We start from the raw sequence: 17981 nt of genomic DNA on the forward strand, positions 1-17981 counted from the left end.
CGAGTTTGTCGGGGGTCGACTTGAGATGAATGTAATGGATGACACCAAGAATATCTTCGTCATAGGGCTCAATGACTTCAACCGACAGCGCCTCGAGACGCTACGTGGGGTGGAGCACTACCGCTTTCACGGCGTGATCGCCCCAGAGGCCGTCTACGATACCGAAGAATTCGATATCGCCGCCATGCTGGAAGAGGCCACGGCGCAGCTGGAGGCGTTCGAGGGGTCCATCGATGCCATCGTCGGCTACATGGATTTTCCGGTCTCGACCATGCTGCCGATCCTCTGCGAGCGCTTCGGCACGCGCAGCACCTCGCTGGAAAGCCTGCTCAAGTGCGAGCACAAGTACTGGAGCCGCCGCGTACAGCGCGAGGTGATTCCCGAGTTTATCCCGGCGTTCACCGCCTTTGACCCCTTCGATGACGAGGCGCTGACCCAGATTGGTGCGGCCGGGCTCTACTTTCCCTTCTTCGTCAAGCCGATCAAGTCGTCGGGGTCGCGGCTGGGCTTTCGCATCGACACGCCGGAAGACTTCTACCAGGCCATCGAGCAGTTGCGCGGCTCGATCGGCATGATCGCCGACCCCTTCAACACGGTGCTCGAGCACGCTCGGTTGCCGCCGGAGGTGGCGGCGGTGGACGGCCACTTCTGCATGGCCGAGGAGATCATCGGCGGCTGGCAGTGCACCATCGAAGGCTATGTCCACAACGGCCAGGTGGTCAGCTACGGGATCGTCGACTCGCTGCGCTATCCCCAGGTGCTGAGCTTCTTCCACTACCGCTATCCCTCGGGGCTACCCGATCCGATACAGGACAAGATGGTCGAGCTGACGGACACGGTGATGCGCCACATCGGCTATGACAACGCAGCCTTCAATGTCGAATACTTCTGGGACGAAGTGCAGGACCGCATCTGGCTGCTCGAGATCAATACACGCATCTCACAGTCGCACTGCGACCTGTTCGAGAAGGTCGATGGCGTCAGCAATCAGCAGGTGACCATCGATCTGGGCCTGGGCCACCGCCCGGACATGCCCTCTCGCCAGGGCGATTTTCCCATGGCGGCCAAGTTCTTCTATCGAGTATTCTTCAGCGACGCCGTGGTGACGCGAATCCCCAGCCCCGAGGAGGTCGCCGAGCTCGAGTCGGCCTTCCCCGGCACGGTGATCGCCATCCAGGTCGAGGTCGGTCAGCAATTGTCGACCCTGCCCGAGCAGGACAGCTACAGCTACGCCCTGGCCTATATCTGGATGGGCGCCGAGGACAGCGACACGCTGCTGGCCAATTACGAGCGTCTGGTCGCCCAACTGCAGTTTGAGTTCGCCGATATCGTCAGTTAAGGAGTGCGTGAATGCGCATCGTCAACGAGTTTCCCCGCCGGGTCATGGAGGAGGAGACGTGGATTCCTCTGGCCGATGGCACCCGCCTGGCGGCGCGCATCTGGCGACCGGTGGATGCCGAACGACATCCGGTTCCGGCGATCCTCGAGTATCTGCCCTATCGCAAGCGCGACCTGACGGCCGAGCGCGACGTCCAGAGCCACCTTTACTGGGCGGGCCACGGCTACGCCGGGGTGCGGGTGGATATCCGCGGCACCGGCGATTCCGATGGCGTGCTCACCGACGAATACCTGCCGCAGGAACTCGAAGACGGCCTGGCGATTCTGGCCTGGCTCGAGGCGCAGCCTTGGTGCACCGGCGATGTCGGGATGGTCGGCATCTCCTGGGGCGGCTTCAACGGCCTGCAGATCGCCGCCCTGCAGCCCCCGCAGCTCAAGGCGGTGATCACGCTCTGCTTCACCGACGACCGCTACGCCGATGACATTCATCACATGGGGGGCTGCCTGCTGGGCGACAACCTTTCCTGGGCCTCGACCATGTTCGACGGCAATGCCTGCCCGCCGGACCCGGAGCTGGTCGGCGAGCGCTGGCGCGACATGTGGCTCGAGCGCCTCGACGGCAGTGGACTGTGGTTGGCCCAGTGGCTCGCCCACCAGCGCCGCGACGCCTACTGGAAACACGGCTCGGTCTGCGAGGACTACTCGGCCATCCAGTGCCCGGTCTACGCCGTCAGTGGCTGGGCCGACGGCTACTGCAATGCCGTGTTCCGATTGCTGGAAGGCATCGACGTACCGCGCAAGGGGCTGGTCGGCCCCTGGGCACACAAGTATCCGCATCTGGGGGTGCCGGGGCCTGCCATCGGCTTCCTGCAGGAGTCGCTGCGCTGGTGGGACCAGTGGCTCAAGGGCGTCGATACCGGGATCATGGATGAGCCCATGCTCCGCCTGTGGATGCAGGAGTCTGTGCCGCCCTCGGCGCGTTACGATGAGCGCCCCGGGCGCTGGGTGGCCGAACCCGACTGGCCCTCGCCGAATATCCAGCCGAGCGCGTTTCGTCTCACCGTTGGCCACGACCTGCTGCTCGAGGGCAGCGAAGTGGAAGACGACGACGATGATGCCTGCCTGGATATCCGCTCGCCGCTCTCGGTAGGGCTCTACGCCGGCAAGTGGTGCTCCTACAACGCTCCGCCGGACCTGCCCCATGACCAGCGTGACGAAGATGGCGGGTCGTTGATCTTTCAGTCCGCCAGGCTCGGGGCGCCGCTGGAAATCTGCGGCGGGCCGGTGGTCGAGCTCGAGCTCGCCGCCGACCAGCCGGTGGCCATGGTGGCGTTGCGGATTTCTGATGTCGCCGAAGACGACAAGGCCACCCGGGTGTCCTATGGGCTCCTCAACCTGACGCACCGCGACAGTAACGAGCACCCCGAGCCGCTTGAACCCGGCAAGCGCTACCGGGTCCGCATCGCGCTCAAGCATATTGCCCAGCAGTTTGCCGCCGGGCACGCTCTTCGGCTCTCGCTTTCGACCAGTTACTGGCCGCTGGCCTGGCCTGCGCCGCAGCCGGCGCGCTTGACGGTCTGGCCGGGGCGCAGCCGTTTGATCTTGCCACTACGCGAGCCGCGTCCTGCCGAAGAAGCGGCACTGCCGGCCTTCGCCGACCCCGAGGGTGCACCGCCACTGGCCAAGACGCTACTGCAGCCGACGCAGGAAAGCTGGTGCGTGATCCGCGATCTCGCCAACGACAAGACCACCCTCGAGGTGGTCAACGACGAGGGCCGTTACCGCATCGACGAGATCAATCTGGAGATCGCCGCTCGGGTCACCGAGCGCTACAGCTATTCGTACGGTAACTACGACAGCCTCAGCGGCTGGACGGAGTGGAATCGCAGCTTCAAGCGCGGCGACTGGGAGGTGCATACCCTCACGCGTACCCTGTTGACCAGCGACGCTGACAACTTCCGCATTCGCGCCACCCTTGACGCCTGGGAAGGTGAGACCCGCGTCTATGCGCGCACTTGGGACGAGACGATTCCCCGCGACCTGGTCTGAGAGAGGCCCTCGGCGGACGCCGGGGCCTAGGGTTCAGACGCGGGGGCTCAGCCGGGGGCGTCTGCCAATTGCCTATCAACCTCTGTCAGCGGCTCTCGTCGGCGGGCTCGAGTCGGTAGAGCGCACCGTTCTCGCCGTTGCTCAGTACATACAGATAGCCATCGGGGCCTTGCTGGATATCGCGTATCCCCTCCACCTGGTCAAGCGATAGCGTTTCTGCCTGCGCCACATCGCTGCCCTCGACCGTGAGGCGGTAGGCATTGCCGGAAGTCGCGTCGCCGACAATCAGGTTGCCCTGCCAGTGTGGATAATGGTCGCTGGTGACCAGGGCCAGCCCGCTGGGAACGGCGGGAGGCGCGAACGTATGCGCCGGCGCGACGATATCGTCATTGAAAAGGGCGCTTTCGACGGCGTCCATGACGGGTTCGTCGTTGCCGTTGGGGCGGCCCTGGATGACCTCGGGCCAGCCATAGTTGTTCCCTGCCTGAATGCGGTTGAGCTCGCCGCCCTCATGAGGGCTGGGCTCGGTAGCCCAGACGGTGCCGTCCTGCGGGTCGACAGCGATCCCGCGGATCATGCGGTGTCCCCAGGAATACAGCGCCGGAAGGTAGCCTACCTCTTCGAAATACGGATTACCTTCTAGCGCCAGGCCGTCTTCACCCAGGCGGAGAATCGAACCGGCATGGTCGCTGGTGTCCTGGGCACGTTCGGGTTCGCCCCGATCGCCGATGGTCATCAGCAGGCTACCGTCGGGCAGCCAGGCCAGCTCTGAGCCGTAGTGGCGACTGGGGTGGGAGCGTCGATTCTGCTCGAACAGTTCCTGATGCTCGACCAGCGCCTCGCCACCCAGCCGGGCACGTCCTAACGCCGTGGCAGTGGCGTCGCTGTCGCCCTGCGAATAGGCGAAGTAGAGCCAACGGTTCTCGTCGTAGTCCGGGTGAGGCACCACTTCGAGAAGGCCGCCCTGGATCTGGGCATGGACCTCGGGGACGCCGGCGACCTCGATCGTTCGGCCCTGTTCCACCCGCTGCAGGCGGCCGGAACGTTCGGTCACCAGATAGCCGTCGTTCGGGATGATGGCCACGCTCAAGGGATGCTCGAGGCCGTCGACGATCCTGACCAACTGCAGCGTCTGGTGTTCGGTGTCCAGCGTTTCCTGCACATTGTCTTGGGCAAACAGAGCCTGGCCGGGAACCACGACCCACACCAGAAGGGGAAGACCGCTCATGAATCCTTTCATCGTGAACCTCCTCGCCGTGAACCCTACCAGTGTAGCGAATGATCACCATCGGGCTTTGCGATAGGCTAGCCGGGTCCCCGCAAGGAACGTCCCCATGAGTGAGAGCCAACCGGCCGTGTCGGACATGCCCCGGCCGCGTGCCTCGAAGAAGGAGATCGTCGGCTGGGCGATGTTCGACTTCGCCAACCAGGCTTATACCCTGCTGATCATCACCGTGGTGTTCGGTGAGCTTTTCACCACGGTGATTGTCGGCGACCGCGGCGATGGCTACCGGCTGGCCAACCTGCTGTGGAGCCTGGCGTTGGCCACCAGCTACCTGCTGGTGGTGATCACCGGGCCGCTTTTCGGGGCGGTAATGGACTACCAGGCCGCCAAGAAGCGTTTCCTGTTCGTCAGTTATCTCGCCACGGTGGCGACCACCGCCATGCTCTACTTCGTGGCGCCGGGCTATGTACTGCTGGGCCTTGCGTTGATCGTGGTGTCCAATTACGCCTACTCGATGGGCGAGTCCTTCATCGCCGCCTTCCTGCCCGACCTGGGGCCGCCCGAGGATCTGGGCAAGATCTCCGGCTTCGGCTGGGCGCTCGGGTATGTGGGCGGGCTCTTTGCTGCCGGGTTCACGCTGGTGGTGCTCGGCGAGGCGACGGCGGAAAACTTCGAGCGCGTTCGCTGGGTCGGACCGTTTGCCGCCGGTTTCTTCCTGATTACCGCGATACCCACCTTCCTGTGGGTGAAGGAGCGCGGCATGCCGCAGCCGCCCGGCAAGCCCTATCGGCAGATCGCCATCGAGCGCGTCGCCACGACCCTGCACGAGCTCAAGCGCTTTCGCGATCTGGGCCTCTTTTTGGTCTCGCTGCTGTTCTCCATGGCCGGGGTTTACATCATCATCGCCTTCGCCTTCATCTACGGCGCCCAGGTGATCGGCTGGGACGCCGCGACGCGCAATATCATGTTCATCGTCGTGCAGGTCACGGCGGCGGCGGGCGCGCTGGGGTTCGGCTTTCTGCAGGATCGCATCGGCACCCGCGTCACCTACCTGTTCACCCTGGTGCTATGGGTGGCGGCGATCGTCGCCATCTGGGCCACGCCCGAGGTCACGACCTTCCTGAATGCTCACCTGGGGCTCGACTGGCAGGCCCAGCATCTCTTTCTGGTGGTGGGCTGCCTGGCGGGGCTCTCCCTGGGTTCCAGTCAGTCGGCCAGTCGCGCCCTGGTGGGGCTGTTCTCGCCCACGCGCAAGGCCGCCGAATTCTTCGGCTTCTGGGGCCTGGCCAACAAGCTCGCCGGGGTAATCGGCATCATTGGCCTGGGGCTTCTCCAGTCGGTAGTGGGGCTGCAGGCATCGATCCTGCTCTGTGCGGCGCTGTTCATCCTGGCGATCGTCATTTGCCTGGGCGTCGACCAGGCCCGGGGTCAGCAGGCCGCGCGGGACTGGGAGGCGCGCGACCGTGAAGCGTCAGCAGAGCGCACCGGCTCCGAGGCGGGCCTCGCCCAATGAGCGATCCAGTGCTGTTGATGCTGGTCGCCGCGACCTTCCTGGTCGCCGGCAGCGTCAAGGGAGTGATCGGCATGGGCATGCCCACGGTGTCGCTGGCGCTGCTCACCGCGACCCTGGGGCTGCAGCCCGCCATGGCGCTGTTGCTGGTGCCGACGCTGGTGACCAATGTCTGGCAGGCGCTGGTCGGGGGCCGTTTCGCGGCGATCGCACGCCGCCTCTGGCCGTTCCTGCTGGCGTCGGTGGTGGCTGTCTGGCCCGGCGTGATGGTGCTGGCACGGGCCGACCCGCGCTGGCTGTCGCTGCTGCTTGGCCTGCTGATCGTCGGTTATGCATTGATGAACCTGGGGGCTGCCCGGCTGTCCTTGCCGGTGCGCCATGAGCGCCGCGCCGGGCTGGTGTCGGGGCTCGTCAATGGCCTGTTCACCGGCATGACGGGGTCGTCGGTATTTCCGGGCGTGGCCTACCTGCAGGCGCTGGGGCTACCGCGTGACACCCTGATCCAGGCGATGGGTATGCTGTTCACGGGCTCGACGCTGGCACTGGGACTGGCCATGGGTGGCCAGCACCTGCTGAGCGGTCAACTGCTCGGGCTCTCCACGCTGGCCCTGGTGCCGGCCTTGGTTGGCATGCAGCTGGGGCAGCGGTTGCGCCACCGGCTGTCCGAGGTCGTCTTTCGCCGCGTCTTCTTTGCCGGCTTGCTGGCCATGGGCGGCTATCTCACGATGCGCTCGCTGGCAGGGTGAGCAAGCTTGGCCTGGCCGGCGCCTGCTTGGCAGGCCGAGCCCCTCAGGTGCTGCGCTCTCTTACTTGGACAAGAAGTCGCTCAGCGCCTCGCCAGCCTGGTCGATGGAAACGACGCCGTCCAGGTGGCCACGGTTACCCGCCAGAGGGATCAGCTCCACCGGGGTGCCGTCGGCGGCGATCAGGTCGGCGGTGCGGCGCACACTCGGGGGGACGAAAACCAGGTCGTCCTCGCTGTAGAGGATCAGCGTCGGGGCCTCGATGTCGGTCAGCCCTGCTTCCAGGCTCTCGCCGTGGCCCGCCGTGAAGGCTTGGTTGGCTCGCACCAGGTAGAGCAGGTGGTTGGCATCGGCGAGTTTGGCGCGGGCCGCGGCGATGTCGTCCAGAGTCTGCTCAATGGCGTAGCGGGCGTGGAGGTCTCGAGTGGGGTCGGCATCCTCGTCGGCCCAGCTTCGATCGAAGGTCTCGTTGGCCCACTGCCAGTGGTTGGCGTTGAGGGTGACGAGCTTGAGCGCCTCGCGCAGGCCGTCCATGGGTGGTTCACCAGCGTAGTAGTCGCCGTCGTTCCAGTTGGCGTCCACGCGGATCGGTGCGGCCCAGGCGCCGAGCGTAGCTAACAGCCAGGGGTCGGTTTCGCCGGCGCCGATCACCGGGATCAGCCGCTCGACCCGGTCGGGATAGCTGCTGGCCCACTCGTAGGCCTGCTGCGCCCCCATGGAGGCGCCCATCACGGCGTGCAGTTGCTCGATGCCCTGGCTCTCGAGCAGAGCCTTCTGGACGTCGACGAAGTCGCCGATGGTCACCACCGGGAAGTCCATGCCCCAGGGTTCGCCGGTTTCGGGGCGAATCGATGCCGGGCCGGTGGTGATCACGTTCGGGTCATGGGCATTGAGGTTAACCAGGGTGTCCGAAGCGATGATGTAATACTCGTCGGTGTTCAGCGGCTTGCCGGGCCCGATGATACTGTCCCAGTAGCCGACCGGCCCGTCCTCTGCGTAGCGCCCGGCGGCCTGGCTGGTGCCTGAGAAGAAATGAGTAATCAGGATAGCGTTGTCACGGGCCTCGTTGAGGGTGCCGTAGGCCTCCCAGCCCACCGTCAGCGGGGCAATGGTCTCGCCGCCACGGGTGGTGTATTCGTCCATCTCGAAGACCTGCTTCTCGACCAGGCCTTCCCAGGCGTGGGCGCCGCCGGCCAGCAGCGCGGCGCACAGGCAGACGCCGGCAACAAGGGAATGATGGACGCTTGCGGGGGTCGAAAGCCGGGTGCTGTCCTGCATGGGGCGTTATCCTTGTGTTTGACCTTGGGGGCGAGCGGACGGCGTTCAGTACAGACAGGAGGGTGCCGGATGTCAACGCACGGATACCCATGTTCATCAACGGCCCGGGAGGGTCTGTCATGAGCGAAGAGCGTTCTACCCGGCGTACCGGGCTCGGCATGATGTTGCTGTTCTGGATGCTGTTTCTGGGCACCGGAAGCTGGTGGTTCCATGATTATCTGGAGAATCAGCGCAATCCCAATGCCCATCTGGTCAATGCCGTGAGTGGCGAGGGTGAACCGGTAGTGCTGGAGCGCAACCGCTCGGGCCATTTCGTGGCCACCGGGCGCATCAATGGTGAGCCTGTGGATTTTCTGCTCGATACCGGGGCGACCTACGTGGCTGTGCCCGGCGACCTGGCTGAGCGGCTGGGTCTCGCCTCCAACGGCAGCGCCTGGTTCAATACCGCCAATGGGCGGGTACGCGGTGAGCTCACTACACTTGATGAGGTGAGCCTGGGCGGCTTCTCCGCCAGCCAGGTGCGAGGGTCGATCAGCCCGGGGATGGATGGTGATACGGCGCTGCTGGGAATGAGCTTTCTCAACCGTTTCGATATCGAGATTCGTGACTCGCAGATGATGCTCCTTCCCCCGCAACGCAACTGAGGTGCTTATGGCGAAGCCCAAACGCGGTCGCTGCGCCGGCAAGCCCGGTCAGATCCCCGCCGCTGGATGGCTGGATATTCTATGGCGTGTCAAGCAGGAGGCCCTTCAGGACCTCGTCGCCATGATGGCCGCCGGCATCGCCTTCAATGCCATGCTGGCGCTCTTTCCGACCATCGCCGCGATCATCTCGATCTGGGCGCTGGTGATGAACCCCCAGGACCTGGCGAACCAGATCGTCGAGCTTAGCCGCTATCTGCCGCCCGAGGCGTCGAGCCTGATCAACGACCAGGCCCGCAAGATTAGCGAGAGCACCAGCACCGGCCTCAGCCTGACGGCCTTGGGTAGCGTGGTAGTGGCGATGTTCGTTGCCTCCAAGGGTGTGCTGTGGATGGTGGTGGGGCTGAATGTGGTATATGGCGAAGCGGACCGCCGGGGGTCGCTGCAGCGCGGCTTGATCGTCGCGGTGCTGACGCTGGGGCTGATCCTGGTGCTGCTCATCGCCATCACCTTCGTCGCCTTCTTCCCGCTGGCTATCGGCATGCTGGGCCTCGATACACAGCTGGTCACGGTGATCGTGTGGCTACGCTGGCCGGTGCTGCTGTTGATAATGATGTTGGTCATCGCCGTCTTCTACCGCTTCGGGCCCTATCGGCGGCCGCCGCGCTGGCGCTGGCTCAGTGTCGGCTCCATCATCGCCACGCTGATGTGGCTGGTCGGCTCCGGCGGGCTGTCGTTCTACTTCGGCCGCGTGGTCAATCTGAGCGAGGTCTATGGCTCGCTGGGCGCGGTGGTGATGCTGATGCTGTGGTTCTGGCTCTCGGCGTTCGTCGTGTTGCTGGGCGCGGAGATCAATGCGGAAATGGAGCGCCAGACCTTTCGCGATACCACCGTCGGCGAGCCCCGCCCCCCGGGTGAGCGCGACGCCTACGCCGCCGATACCCTGGGCCGCAAATGGCCCTGGCGACGAGTCGGTCGCAAGCGCAACGCTTCCGGAAATAACGACGCCCATCATAACGCCGCCGGTCAAGACACCGCCGACCAAGGAGATACTTCATGACACTGACCGACCGACTGGGCATCGACCTGCCGATTCTCCAGGCGCCCATGGCGGGCGTGCAGGGCAGCGCACTGGCCGCCGCCGTCTCGGCGAGCGGTGCGTTGGGCGCCTTGCCCTGTGCGATGCTCGGCCCTGACGCCATGGCCGACGAGCTCGCACTGATCCGACAGCGCACCGACCGACCGCTTAACGTCAACTTTTTCTGTCACACCCCGCCGGAGCCTGACGACGAGCGTGAGGCCCAGTGGCACACCGCGCTGGCGCCGTACTACGCCGAATTCGGCCTGGATATCGGCAGCGTGACCTCGGGGCCCGGGCGCCGGCCCTTCGACCACGAGGCCTGCGATGCGCTCGAGGCGTTTCGTCCCCAGGTCGTGAGCTTTCATTTTGGCCTGCCGGCGCCAGAGCTGCTGGCGCGCGTCAAGAGCTGGGGCGCGATCGTCCTGTCGTCGGCGACCACGGTGGAAGAGGCGCGGTGGCTGGAGGCACGAGGTGTCGATGCGGTGATCGCCCAGGGTCTGGAGGCCGGCGGCCATCGCGGCATGTTCCTGAGTGATGCGCTCACCACCCAGGTCGGCATCTTCGCGCTGCTGCCGCAGATCGTCGCCGCCGTCGAGGTGCCGGTCATCGCCGCCGGTGGCATCGCCGATGCCCATGGCGTGACTGCGGCGCTGACGCTGGGCGCCTCGGCGGTACAGGTCGGCACCGCGTTCCTGTGCTGCCCCGAGGCGACCACCTCGACGCTGCATCGTCAGGCACTGCAAAGCGACGCGGCGCGTCATACGGCGCTGACCAACCTCTATAGCGGTCGCCCGGCCCGCGGCATCGTCACCCGGCTGATGCGCGAACTCGGCCCGATCGGCGAAGCCGCTCCCGCCTTCCCGCTGGCTACGGCCGCCATCGCCCCGCTGCGCGCCGCCGCCGAGGCGCAGGGCAGCGGCGATTTCTCGCCGCTATGGGCCGGGCAGAATGCCAGCGGCTGTCGCGAGGTGCCGGCGGCCGAGGTCGTAAAGGCATTGGCGAAGGGGCTGTCTCCACCGCGATAGGCAACGCCTGCTGTCACCGCCCCGGCGAGCTTGATATCATGGATGCATGAACAGTGCTTTCCCTTCTGCTGCGGTGACCGCGTCGCTGGACGACCCCTTCTATTATCTGGCGAATTTCCGCTTCGTACTGGATTGGGTCGCCAAGCGTCATGGGGATCTGCTGAACGAGGCCGAGCGCGACTTCATCACCGGCTTCATGATACTGCCGCGGCCTTCCCAGGCGCTGCTGGTGCGCATGGTGATGCGCAAGGGTGAGCATTTTCGCCTGGCGAAACTCGCCTATGCCGAGATCGGTGATACGTCCGCGGCGCTCGCGCCGCTGGTCGAAGCCGGCTGGGTCGATCCCGACCCGACATTGCCGTTTGAAGTTCTCTTTCGTCAGCTGCGCCTGGCGGAGCTGCGCGACGCGCTGGCCGGCGAAATCGCGGCGGCAGGATTGACGAGCACCGCGGGCAAGGCGCACCTGTACGAGGCGCTGTCTCCGCGGCTTACCGAGCCTCACCGGCTTGCTGACTGGTGGCCTGAGGCGCCGGACCGAGTGGTGCGCCTCGCCGTGATGGCGACCTGCGATCGGCTGCGGCTGATGTTCTTCGGCAACCTGCGTCAGGACTGGTCGGAGTTTGTGCTTGCCGAGCTGGGTCTCCAGCGCTTTGAGCGGGTCCCCTTCACATCGTCGTCCCGCGCGTTCCAGTACCGCCATGAGGTCGATGCCTATCTCGCCCTGCATCGGCTGCGCGAGCGCCTTGAGGAGGGCGAGGTACCGACCTCGCTGTACACCGAACTGCCCGATATCCCCCCGGACAATGCCTGGCTGCGCGGCCGGCGCAATCGCTTGCTCTTCCAGCTGGGGCGCGAGGCCGAGCGGACAGGTCAGCTCGATGCGGCCGTGTCGCTGTATGCCGAGGCGGGGCAGGTAGAGAAAGGGCACGGCGAGACCGGCGAGCGCGAGGCACGCATCCGCCATTTACGCCTGTTGGAGCGGTGCGGCGAACACGCGCGCGCCCATGCCCTCGCCGAGCGGGCCCTGGGCAGGCTGGCTGGCGGCCTGGGCGATGGCGCCGAGGCTCAGGCGCTTGAGCGCCTGCTGCCGCGGCTCCGCCGTCGCCTGGGGCGGCCCGCGCTGCCGCGTGCGGCCGAGCCCGACACCGAACGCTGGTCGCTGAATCTATCGCCGCTCGGCCTTGATGGTGCGACGCGCTGTGTGGAAATTGCCGTGCGCGATCATCTGTCTCGCAACCTGACGCCGGTGCACTACGTGGAAAATACCCTGCTGACCGGGCTCTTCGGCCTGCTCTGCTGGGAGGCGCTGTTCGCGCCGTTGCCCGGCGCCTTCTTCCACCCCTTTCACAATGGCCCGGCCGATCTCTACCGCGAGGATTTCGTTGCGCGTCGCCGCGAGCGTTTCGCTGCCTGCCTGGGCAAGCTTGCCGATGGCAGCTACCGAGAGGCGATCCGCGCGACCTGGCAAGACAAGCACGGGCTGGCCAATCCCTTCGTACACTGGGGCGTGCTCGACGAGCGCCTGATCGACCAGGCGCTGGCCTGCCTTCCGGCCGAGCATCTGCGGCTGTGCTTCGAGCGGTTGCTCGGGGATCTCAAGGCCAATCGCGCCGGCCTGCCGGACCTGGTCCAGTTCCTTCCCGAGGCCTCGGGCGGCGAGCCGCGCTACCGGTTCATCGAGGTCAAGGGACCGGGCGATCGCCTCCAGGACAACCAGCGCCGCTGGCTGGCGTTCTTCCACCGCCACGCCATGCCCGCCGTCGTCTGCCATGTGACCTGGCAGGCGGAGCCATGAGCCCGCCGGAGGACTACCGCGTTGCCGTCCGCGCATTGTGCGACTTTACCGCACGAAGCGGCGATCTCGACCACCGCTTCACGCCCTCGCCCAGCGCCCGGGAAGGCATCGCCGGTCATGCGCTGGTCGCGGGGCGCCGTGGCGATGCCTATGAGGCCGAACTGACGCTTTCCGGCCGCGTCGAGGGGCTGACCGTGACCGGCCGCGCCGACGGCTACAATCCGACGGCGAATCGCCTGGAGGAGGTCAAGACCCACCGCGGGCGGCTGGATCGCATGGCCGAGAATCAGCGCGCCCTGCATTGGGCGCAGGTGAGAGTCTACGGGGCGCTGCTGTGCGCCGAGCGGGGCCTCGGTTCGGTGACCCTGGCGCTGGTCTATCTTGAGGTGGCGACCGGGCGCGAGACAGTGCTGACCGAGACCGCCACGGTCGAGGAGTTGCAGGCATTCTTCACCACCCAGTGTCGCCGCTTTCTCGCCTGGGCTCGGCAGGAGGCCGCGCATCGCGTTCGCCGCGACGCCGCTCTACGTCGGCTGCGCTTTCCGCACGCGTCGTTTCGCACCGGCCAGCGCGAACTCGCCGAGGGCGTCTACAAGGCGGCGGCCACTGGACGCTGCCTGCTCACCCAGGCGCCCACCGGGATCGGCAAGACCCTGGGCACGCTCTTCCCGCTGCTCACAGCCATGCCGCGTCAGTCGCTCGACCGCATCGCCTTCCTGACCATGAAGACCCCGGGACGACGGTTAGCGCTGGACGCGCTGGTCAGCCTGGGTGTTAACGCGCGGACGGATGACGATGGGGAGGGAGGTGCGAGGGGTGTTAACGACGCCTTGCCGCTGCGGGTGCTGGAACTGGTGGCCCGCGACAAGGCCTGCGAGTATCCCGACCGCGCCTGCCACGGCGAGTCCTGCCCGCTGGCGGCGGGCTTCTACGACCGGCTGCCGGCGGCGCGCGAGGCCGCGGTCACGCAGGGCTGGCTCGATGGCGAGGGCCTGCGCGAGGTGGCCCTGGCGCATGGGGTCTGCCCCTACTATCTAGGCCAGGAGCTGGCGCGCTGGTGCGATGTCATCGTCGGTGACGTCAATCACTACTTCGATGCCAACGCCTTGCTGCATGGCCTGGCCCAGGCCAACGGCTGGCGGTTCGGGCTGCTGGTGGACGAGGCGCACAACCTGGTGGCGCGGGCCCGCGGCATGTACAGCACCGAACTGGACCAGCAACGCCTCAACCGCCTGCGCCGCTTCGCACCCGAGGCGCTGTCCCGGCCACTGGCGCGTGCGTCGCGGCAGTGGCAGGCCCTCGTGCGCGAGTCGGTGTGCCAGGAGCAGGGCGCGTCGAACTATCGCCTCCTCGAGGCGCTTCCCGCCAAGCTGGTCGCCGCGATGCAGCAGCTGGCCAGCGCGATCACCGAGCACCTCGGCGAGCACCCGGAGCAGGCCGGCGCCGAGCTGCAGGAGGTGCTGTTCGAGGCGCTCGCCTTCTGTCGGCTCGCCGAGTCCTTCGGTGACCATTCGCTCTGCGACCTGTCCTGCCCCGCGCGCGGCCGCGCGGTGCTGGGGCTGCGCAACCTGGTGCCGGCGGACTTCCTGACGCCGCGCTTCACCGCGGCGCAAACGGTGGTGCTGTTCTCGGCGACGCTGAGTCCCGCCGACTATCATCGCGACCTGCTGGGACTGCCGGCCGGTAGCGTCTGGCAGGAGGTCGACTCGCCCTTCGTCGCCGATCAGCTCGAGGTGCGTATCCGCTCGGACATTTCCACCCGGATGCGCGACCGCGACGCCTCAATCGCGCCCATCGTCGACGAACTCGTCCGCCAGTATCATCAGCGCCCCGGGCATTATCTGGCGTTCTTCAGCAGTTTCGCCTATCTCGACGCGGTGATGACGCGGCTACATGAAGCGGCGCCAGCGATTCCGGTGCGCGCCCAGCGACGCGGCATGCCGGAAGCCGAGCGCGACGCCTTCCTGGCCGGATTCGCCAGCGGCGGTCGGAGCATCGGCTTTGCGGTCTTGGGGGGCGCCTTCGCCGAGGGCATCGACCTGCCCGGCGAGCGGTTGATTGGCGCCTTCATTGCCACCCTGGGGCTCCCACCCTTCGATGATTTCAATGAGGCGCTCAAGGCGCGGCTCGAGGCGCGTTTCGGCCGCGGCGACGACTATGCCTACCGGGTACCGGGGCTGATCAAGGTGGTGCAGGCGGCGGGGCGGGTGATTCGCGGCCCCGAGGATCGCGGTGTGCTGGTGCTGATGGATGATCGCTTCGCGCGCGACGAGGTGCGTTCGCGGCTACCGGCGTGGTGGCGTTTACCCGCCGGCTGACGAGTCACCGCTACTTGATGCGGTTAATGGCAGGGCTGGTCATGGCGATATCCTCGTCGGCCTCGTAGAGTGTCTCCAGTTCCAGCGCGGCCTCCTGGATGGTCTGGATGAGCTTCTTCTCGTTACCAAACACCTCGAGCTGGCGCATCAGGGCCTGCTCGTCGTGCGCGCGGAAGGTGTCGACGGTGTGCTGGGCCTGATCAACAGGTATCCCCAGTCCGATCAGCGTGTCACGCGTCAGCTCGAGGCTGGCGGGCAACAGCTCGCGCACGATATGCGTGACCCCGGCGCGCATCAGCAGGTGGGCGTGATACCGGTTTCGGGCCCGGGCATAGAGCTTGAGGTGAGGAAAATGGCGCCTGACCTGCTCGACGATACGCATCGAGGCCTGAGGTTCGCCGACGGCCACCACCAGAAGCCTGGCCCGTCTGGCACCCGAGGCCTCGAGCAGGTCGATGCGCGAGGCGTCGCCGAAATACACCTTGTTGCCGTAGCGGCGCACAAATTCCACCTGGTCGGCATTGATGTCGAGCACGGTATAGGGAATCTTCAACCCCTGCAGGGCGCGGCCCATGATCTGTCCGAAACGGCCGAAGCCGGCGATCAGGATTTCCGGCGACTCATCGGCCGGGCTGTCGTAGCTCGTCTTCTCGCGGCGCTTGCGGAACAGCTTGCGCACGCCATGAACGTGCACCTGGAAGAGCAGCGGCGTGGTCGCCATGGATAGCGTGATTACCAGAATCAGCAGGCCGACCAGGTCGGCGTCGAGCAGGGCCACGGCGGCTGCGGCGGAGAGCAGCACGAAGCCGAATTCACCGCCCTGGGAGAGCAGCACGCCGAGGGTGATCGACTCCTTCCAGCCGCGGCCGTAGAGACGCGCGGCCAGGCCCATCGAGACGCCCTTGAGCAGCACCAGGCCCAGCGTCAGCGCGAGAATCGTCAGTGGCATCTCGGCCAGCAGAGCGATCTGGGCGGTCATGCCCACGGCCATGAAGAACAACCCCAGCAGCAGCCCGCGGAAGGGCTCGATATCGGCCTCGATGCTGTGGCGGTATTCGGAGTCGGCGAGCAGCACGCCGGCCACGAAGGCGCCCAGCGCCATGGACAGCCCAGCCAGCTCCATAAGCAGGGCGGCGCCGATCACCACCAGCAGGGCGGTGCCGGCGAACACCTCGCGGCTGCGGGTGGCGGCGGCATAGTGAAACAGCGGGCGCAGCAGGAAGTGGCCACCGATGATCAGGCCCGCGAAGGCGCCCGCGGCGACCACCACTTCACGCAGCAGCGGCAGGGCCCCGTCGGCCATCAAGCTGTCGGCGGCCAGCATGGGAATTGCCGCCAGCACCGGAATGGCCGCGAGATCCTGAAACAACAGCAGGGCAAAGGCATTACGACCGTGGCGAGTCTGCAGCTCCTTGCGCTCGCCGAGCAGGTGCAGCACCAGCGGCGTGGAGCAGAGCCCCAGGCTGAATCCCACCACCAGCGCCGCCGCAGGCGACAGGCCCAGCCACCAGGCGGCCACAGAAAGCAGCGTGGTGGTCACCGCCACCTGGAGGCTGCCGAAGCCGAACACCGACTTGCGCATTACCTTCAGGCGCGACGGCTTGAGTTCCAGGCCGATCACGAACAGCAGGAAGACGATGCCCACCTGAGAGAACTGCAGCACTCCTTCGGCGTCGGGGACCAACGCCAGTACCGAGGGACCGATTACCACCCCGGCGGCCAGGTAGCCCAGCACCTCGCCAAGCCCCAGCCGCTTGAAGATCGGCACGATCATCACCGCAGCGGCGAGGAAGATGAGGATATTGAGCAACAATCCGATGGCCAAGGGTGCCTCCTTGCAAACGGGGGTGGGGAGACCCATTCTACCCGATGGTAACTACGTCGTGGTTAGGCAAACGCCGGGCCAGATTGGCGGGCTTGGCACCGAGAGGCCTAGTCAGAAGGAGAGCATCATGCGACTCAATGCCGATTTCAGTCGCCGCGCGGTAGTGACCCCCGACCAGTATCGCTGGGTGGCGTCTCCCACCTCTGGTGTGGAGCGGATGATGCTCGACCGGGTCGGGGATGAAGTGGCCCGCGCCACCTCCCTGGTGCGCTATGCGCCCAACAGCACCTTCCCGACCCATGAGCACGGCGGGGGCGAAGAGATCCTGGTGCTGGAGGGTGAGTTCGCCGACGAGCACGGCCGCTACCCCGCGGGCCACTACCTGCGTAACCCCATCGGCACCGCTCACGCCCCGCGGGTGGGCGGGCAGGGGGCGCTGATCTTCGTCAAGCTGCACCAGTTCTCCTCGGACGACACTGTTCAGAAGGCTATCGACACCCGCGCCGAGCCTTGGCGGCCCGGTCTCGTCGACGGGCTGGAGGTACTCCCGCTTCACGACTTCGAGGGTGAGCATGTGGCGCTGGTACGCTGGGCGCCGAACACCCGCTTCCAGCCCCATGCCCACTGGGGCGGAGAGGAAATCCTGGTCCTCGAGGGCACCTTCCATGACGAGCATGGAGCTTATCCCGCCGGCAGCTGGCTGCGCAGTCCCCATCGCAGTCAGCACACGCCTTTCACGCAGGAAGATGGCGCGCTGATCTACGTCAAGGTTGGGCACTTAGCGCCGGAGTGAGCGGCGACCCCGTTACCCGTGCTGACAAATCGCTACTGGCCTCGATTGGCGTTTCGCGGCTACTGTGCTACTCATAGGGACGGCAATTCGCCGAATGGAAACCGACAAGGAGACGTCGAATGGGTATCGAAGTAGGCGGCCTGCTGGGCCTTATCTGGCTGATCATCGTGATCTGGGCGATCGTAAAGGTTGCCAAGAGTACGGCGGGTGGCCTCGCCAAGGTGTTGTGGATCCTCGTTCTGCTCTTCTTCCCCTTGGTCGGGTTGATCGTCTGGTTCCTGTTCGGGCCCAAGGGATAGCGACCTTGACCCGCGTCAGCGGTAGGATCGGGCAGGCATATCGCTTGCCCGTTCTCGTTCG

The 17981-nt window shown here is 66.1% G+C and carries 14 protein-coding genes; 11 read left to right on the plus strand and 3 right to left on the minus strand.

Annotated features, from left to right (window positions below; all coding sequences use genetic code 11):
- The first annotated feature begins 34 nt into the window (after positions 1-34).
- Together BM341_RS09445 and BM341_RS09450 are read left to right on the plus strand one after the other, a co-directional pair.
- Complete coding sequence (locus BM341_RS09445) at positions 35-1339, plus strand: ATP-grasp domain-containing protein (protein WP_089795285.1); 1305 nt, start codon at positions 35-37, stop codon at positions 1337-1339.
- Between the two features lie 11 nt (positions 1340-1350).
- Positions 1351-3387 carry a CocE/NonD family hydrolase gene (locus BM341_RS09450; protein ID WP_089795287.1) on the plus strand — a complete coding sequence of 679 codons (2037 nt, stop codon included), beginning with the start codon at positions 1351-1353 and terminating at the stop codon, positions 3385-3387.
- 85 nt (positions 3388-3472) lie between these two features.
- Here BM341_RS09450 and BM341_RS09455 read toward each other — a convergent pair whose 3' ends face one another.
- Positions 3473-4627 (minus strand): PQQ-dependent sugar dehydrogenase, encoded by a 1155-nt coding sequence (locus tag BM341_RS09455; protein ID WP_089795289.1) that lies wholly within the window; start codon positions 4625-4627, stop codon positions 3473-3475.
- A gap of 94 nt (positions 4628-4721) precedes the next feature.
- Between BM341_RS09455 and BM341_RS09460 the strand changes: the two genes are divergently transcribed.
- Together BM341_RS09460 and BM341_RS09465 are read left to right on the plus strand one after the other, a co-directional pair.
- Complete coding sequence (locus BM341_RS09460; protein ID WP_245784234.1) at positions 4722-6125, plus strand: MFS transporter; 1404 nt, start codon at positions 4722-4724, stop codon at positions 6123-6125.
- Positions 6122-6868 (plus strand): sulfite exporter TauE/SafE family protein, encoded by a 747-nt coding sequence (locus tag BM341_RS09465; RefSeq protein WP_089795291.1) that lies wholly within the window; start codon positions 6122-6124, stop codon positions 6866-6868. The genes BM341_RS09460 and BM341_RS09465 overlap by 4 nt, the downstream gene beginning before the upstream one ends.
- A 60-nt stretch (positions 6869-6928) precedes the next feature.
- Here the strand turns inward: BM341_RS09465 and BM341_RS09470 are convergent, their stop codons facing one another.
- Positions 6929-8143, minus strand: a complete 1215-nt coding sequence (locus tag BM341_RS09470) for an E22 family MetX-like putative esterase (protein WP_089795293.1) — start codon at positions 8141-8143, stop codon at positions 6929-6931.
- A 119-nt stretch (positions 8144-8262) separates the two neighbouring features.
- Here BM341_RS09470 and BM341_RS09475 point away from each other — a divergent pair, with 119 nt between their 5' ends.
- Genes BM341_RS09475 through BM341_RS09495 form a run of 5 tightly spaced genes read left to right on the plus strand, consistent with a single transcriptional unit; the run spans position 8263 to position 15003 of the window.
- The gene (locus BM341_RS09475; RefSeq protein WP_089795613.1) at positions 8263-8787 is read left to right on the plus strand and encodes a retropepsin-like aspartic protease family protein; all 525 of its coding nucleotides are present in this window, start codon (positions 8263-8265) and stop codon (positions 8785-8787) included.
- A 7-nt stretch (positions 8788-8794) separates the two neighbouring features.
- Positions 8795-9844 carry a YihY/virulence factor BrkB family protein gene (locus BM341_RS09480; RefSeq protein ID WP_089795295.1) on the plus strand — a complete coding sequence of 350 codons (1050 nt, stop codon included), beginning with the start codon at positions 8795-8797 and terminating at the stop codon, positions 9842-9844.
- Positions 9841-10890 carry an NAD(P)H-dependent flavin oxidoreductase gene (locus BM341_RS09485; protein ID WP_089795297.1) on the plus strand — a complete coding sequence of 350 codons (1050 nt, stop codon included), beginning with the start codon at positions 9841-9843 and terminating at the stop codon, positions 10888-10890. The genes BM341_RS09480 and BM341_RS09485 overlap by 4 nt, the downstream gene beginning before the upstream one ends.
- Before the next feature lie 46 nt (positions 10891-10936).
- Complete coding sequence (locus BM341_RS09490; RefSeq protein WP_089795299.1) at positions 10937-12685, plus strand: VRR-NUC domain-containing protein; 1749 nt, start codon at positions 10937-10939, stop codon at positions 12683-12685.
- The gene (locus tag BM341_RS09495; protein WP_089795301.1) at positions 12682-15003 is read left to right on the plus strand and encodes an ATP-dependent DNA helicase; all 2322 of its coding nucleotides are present in this window, start codon (positions 12682-12684) and stop codon (positions 15001-15003) included. The genes BM341_RS09490 and BM341_RS09495 overlap by 4 nt, the downstream gene beginning before the upstream one ends.
- Before the next feature lie 10 nt (positions 15004-15013).
- On the opposite strand, the gene BM341_RS09500 is transcribed toward BM341_RS09495, so the two are convergent.
- A complete protein-coding gene (locus tag BM341_RS09500; protein ID WP_089795303.1) occupies positions 15014-16828 on the minus strand; it encodes a monovalent cation:proton antiporter-2 (CPA2) family protein in 1815 nt (604 codons plus the stop codon).
- Between the two features lie 127 nt (positions 16829-16955).
- On the opposite strand from BM341_RS09500, the gene BM341_RS09505 reads away from it, so the two are divergent.
- Positions 16956-17621 carry a cupin domain-containing protein gene (locus BM341_RS09505; protein ID WP_089795305.1) on the plus strand — a complete coding sequence of 222 codons (666 nt, stop codon included), beginning with the start codon at positions 16956-16958 and terminating at the stop codon, positions 17619-17621.
- A 119-nt stretch (positions 17622-17740) separates the two neighbouring features.
- Entirely contained in the window at positions 17741-17920 is a 180-nt protein-coding gene (locus BM341_RS09510; RefSeq protein WP_089795307.1) for a PLDc N-terminal domain-containing protein, read from the plus strand.
- The last annotated feature ends 61 nt before the right edge of the window (positions 17921-17981 follow it).

Source organism: Halomonas korlensis (genome assembly GCF_900116705.1).
In the GTDB taxonomy this organism is placed as follows: domain Bacteria; phylum Pseudomonadota; class Gammaproteobacteria; order Pseudomonadales; family Halomonadaceae; genus Halomonas; species Halomonas korlensis.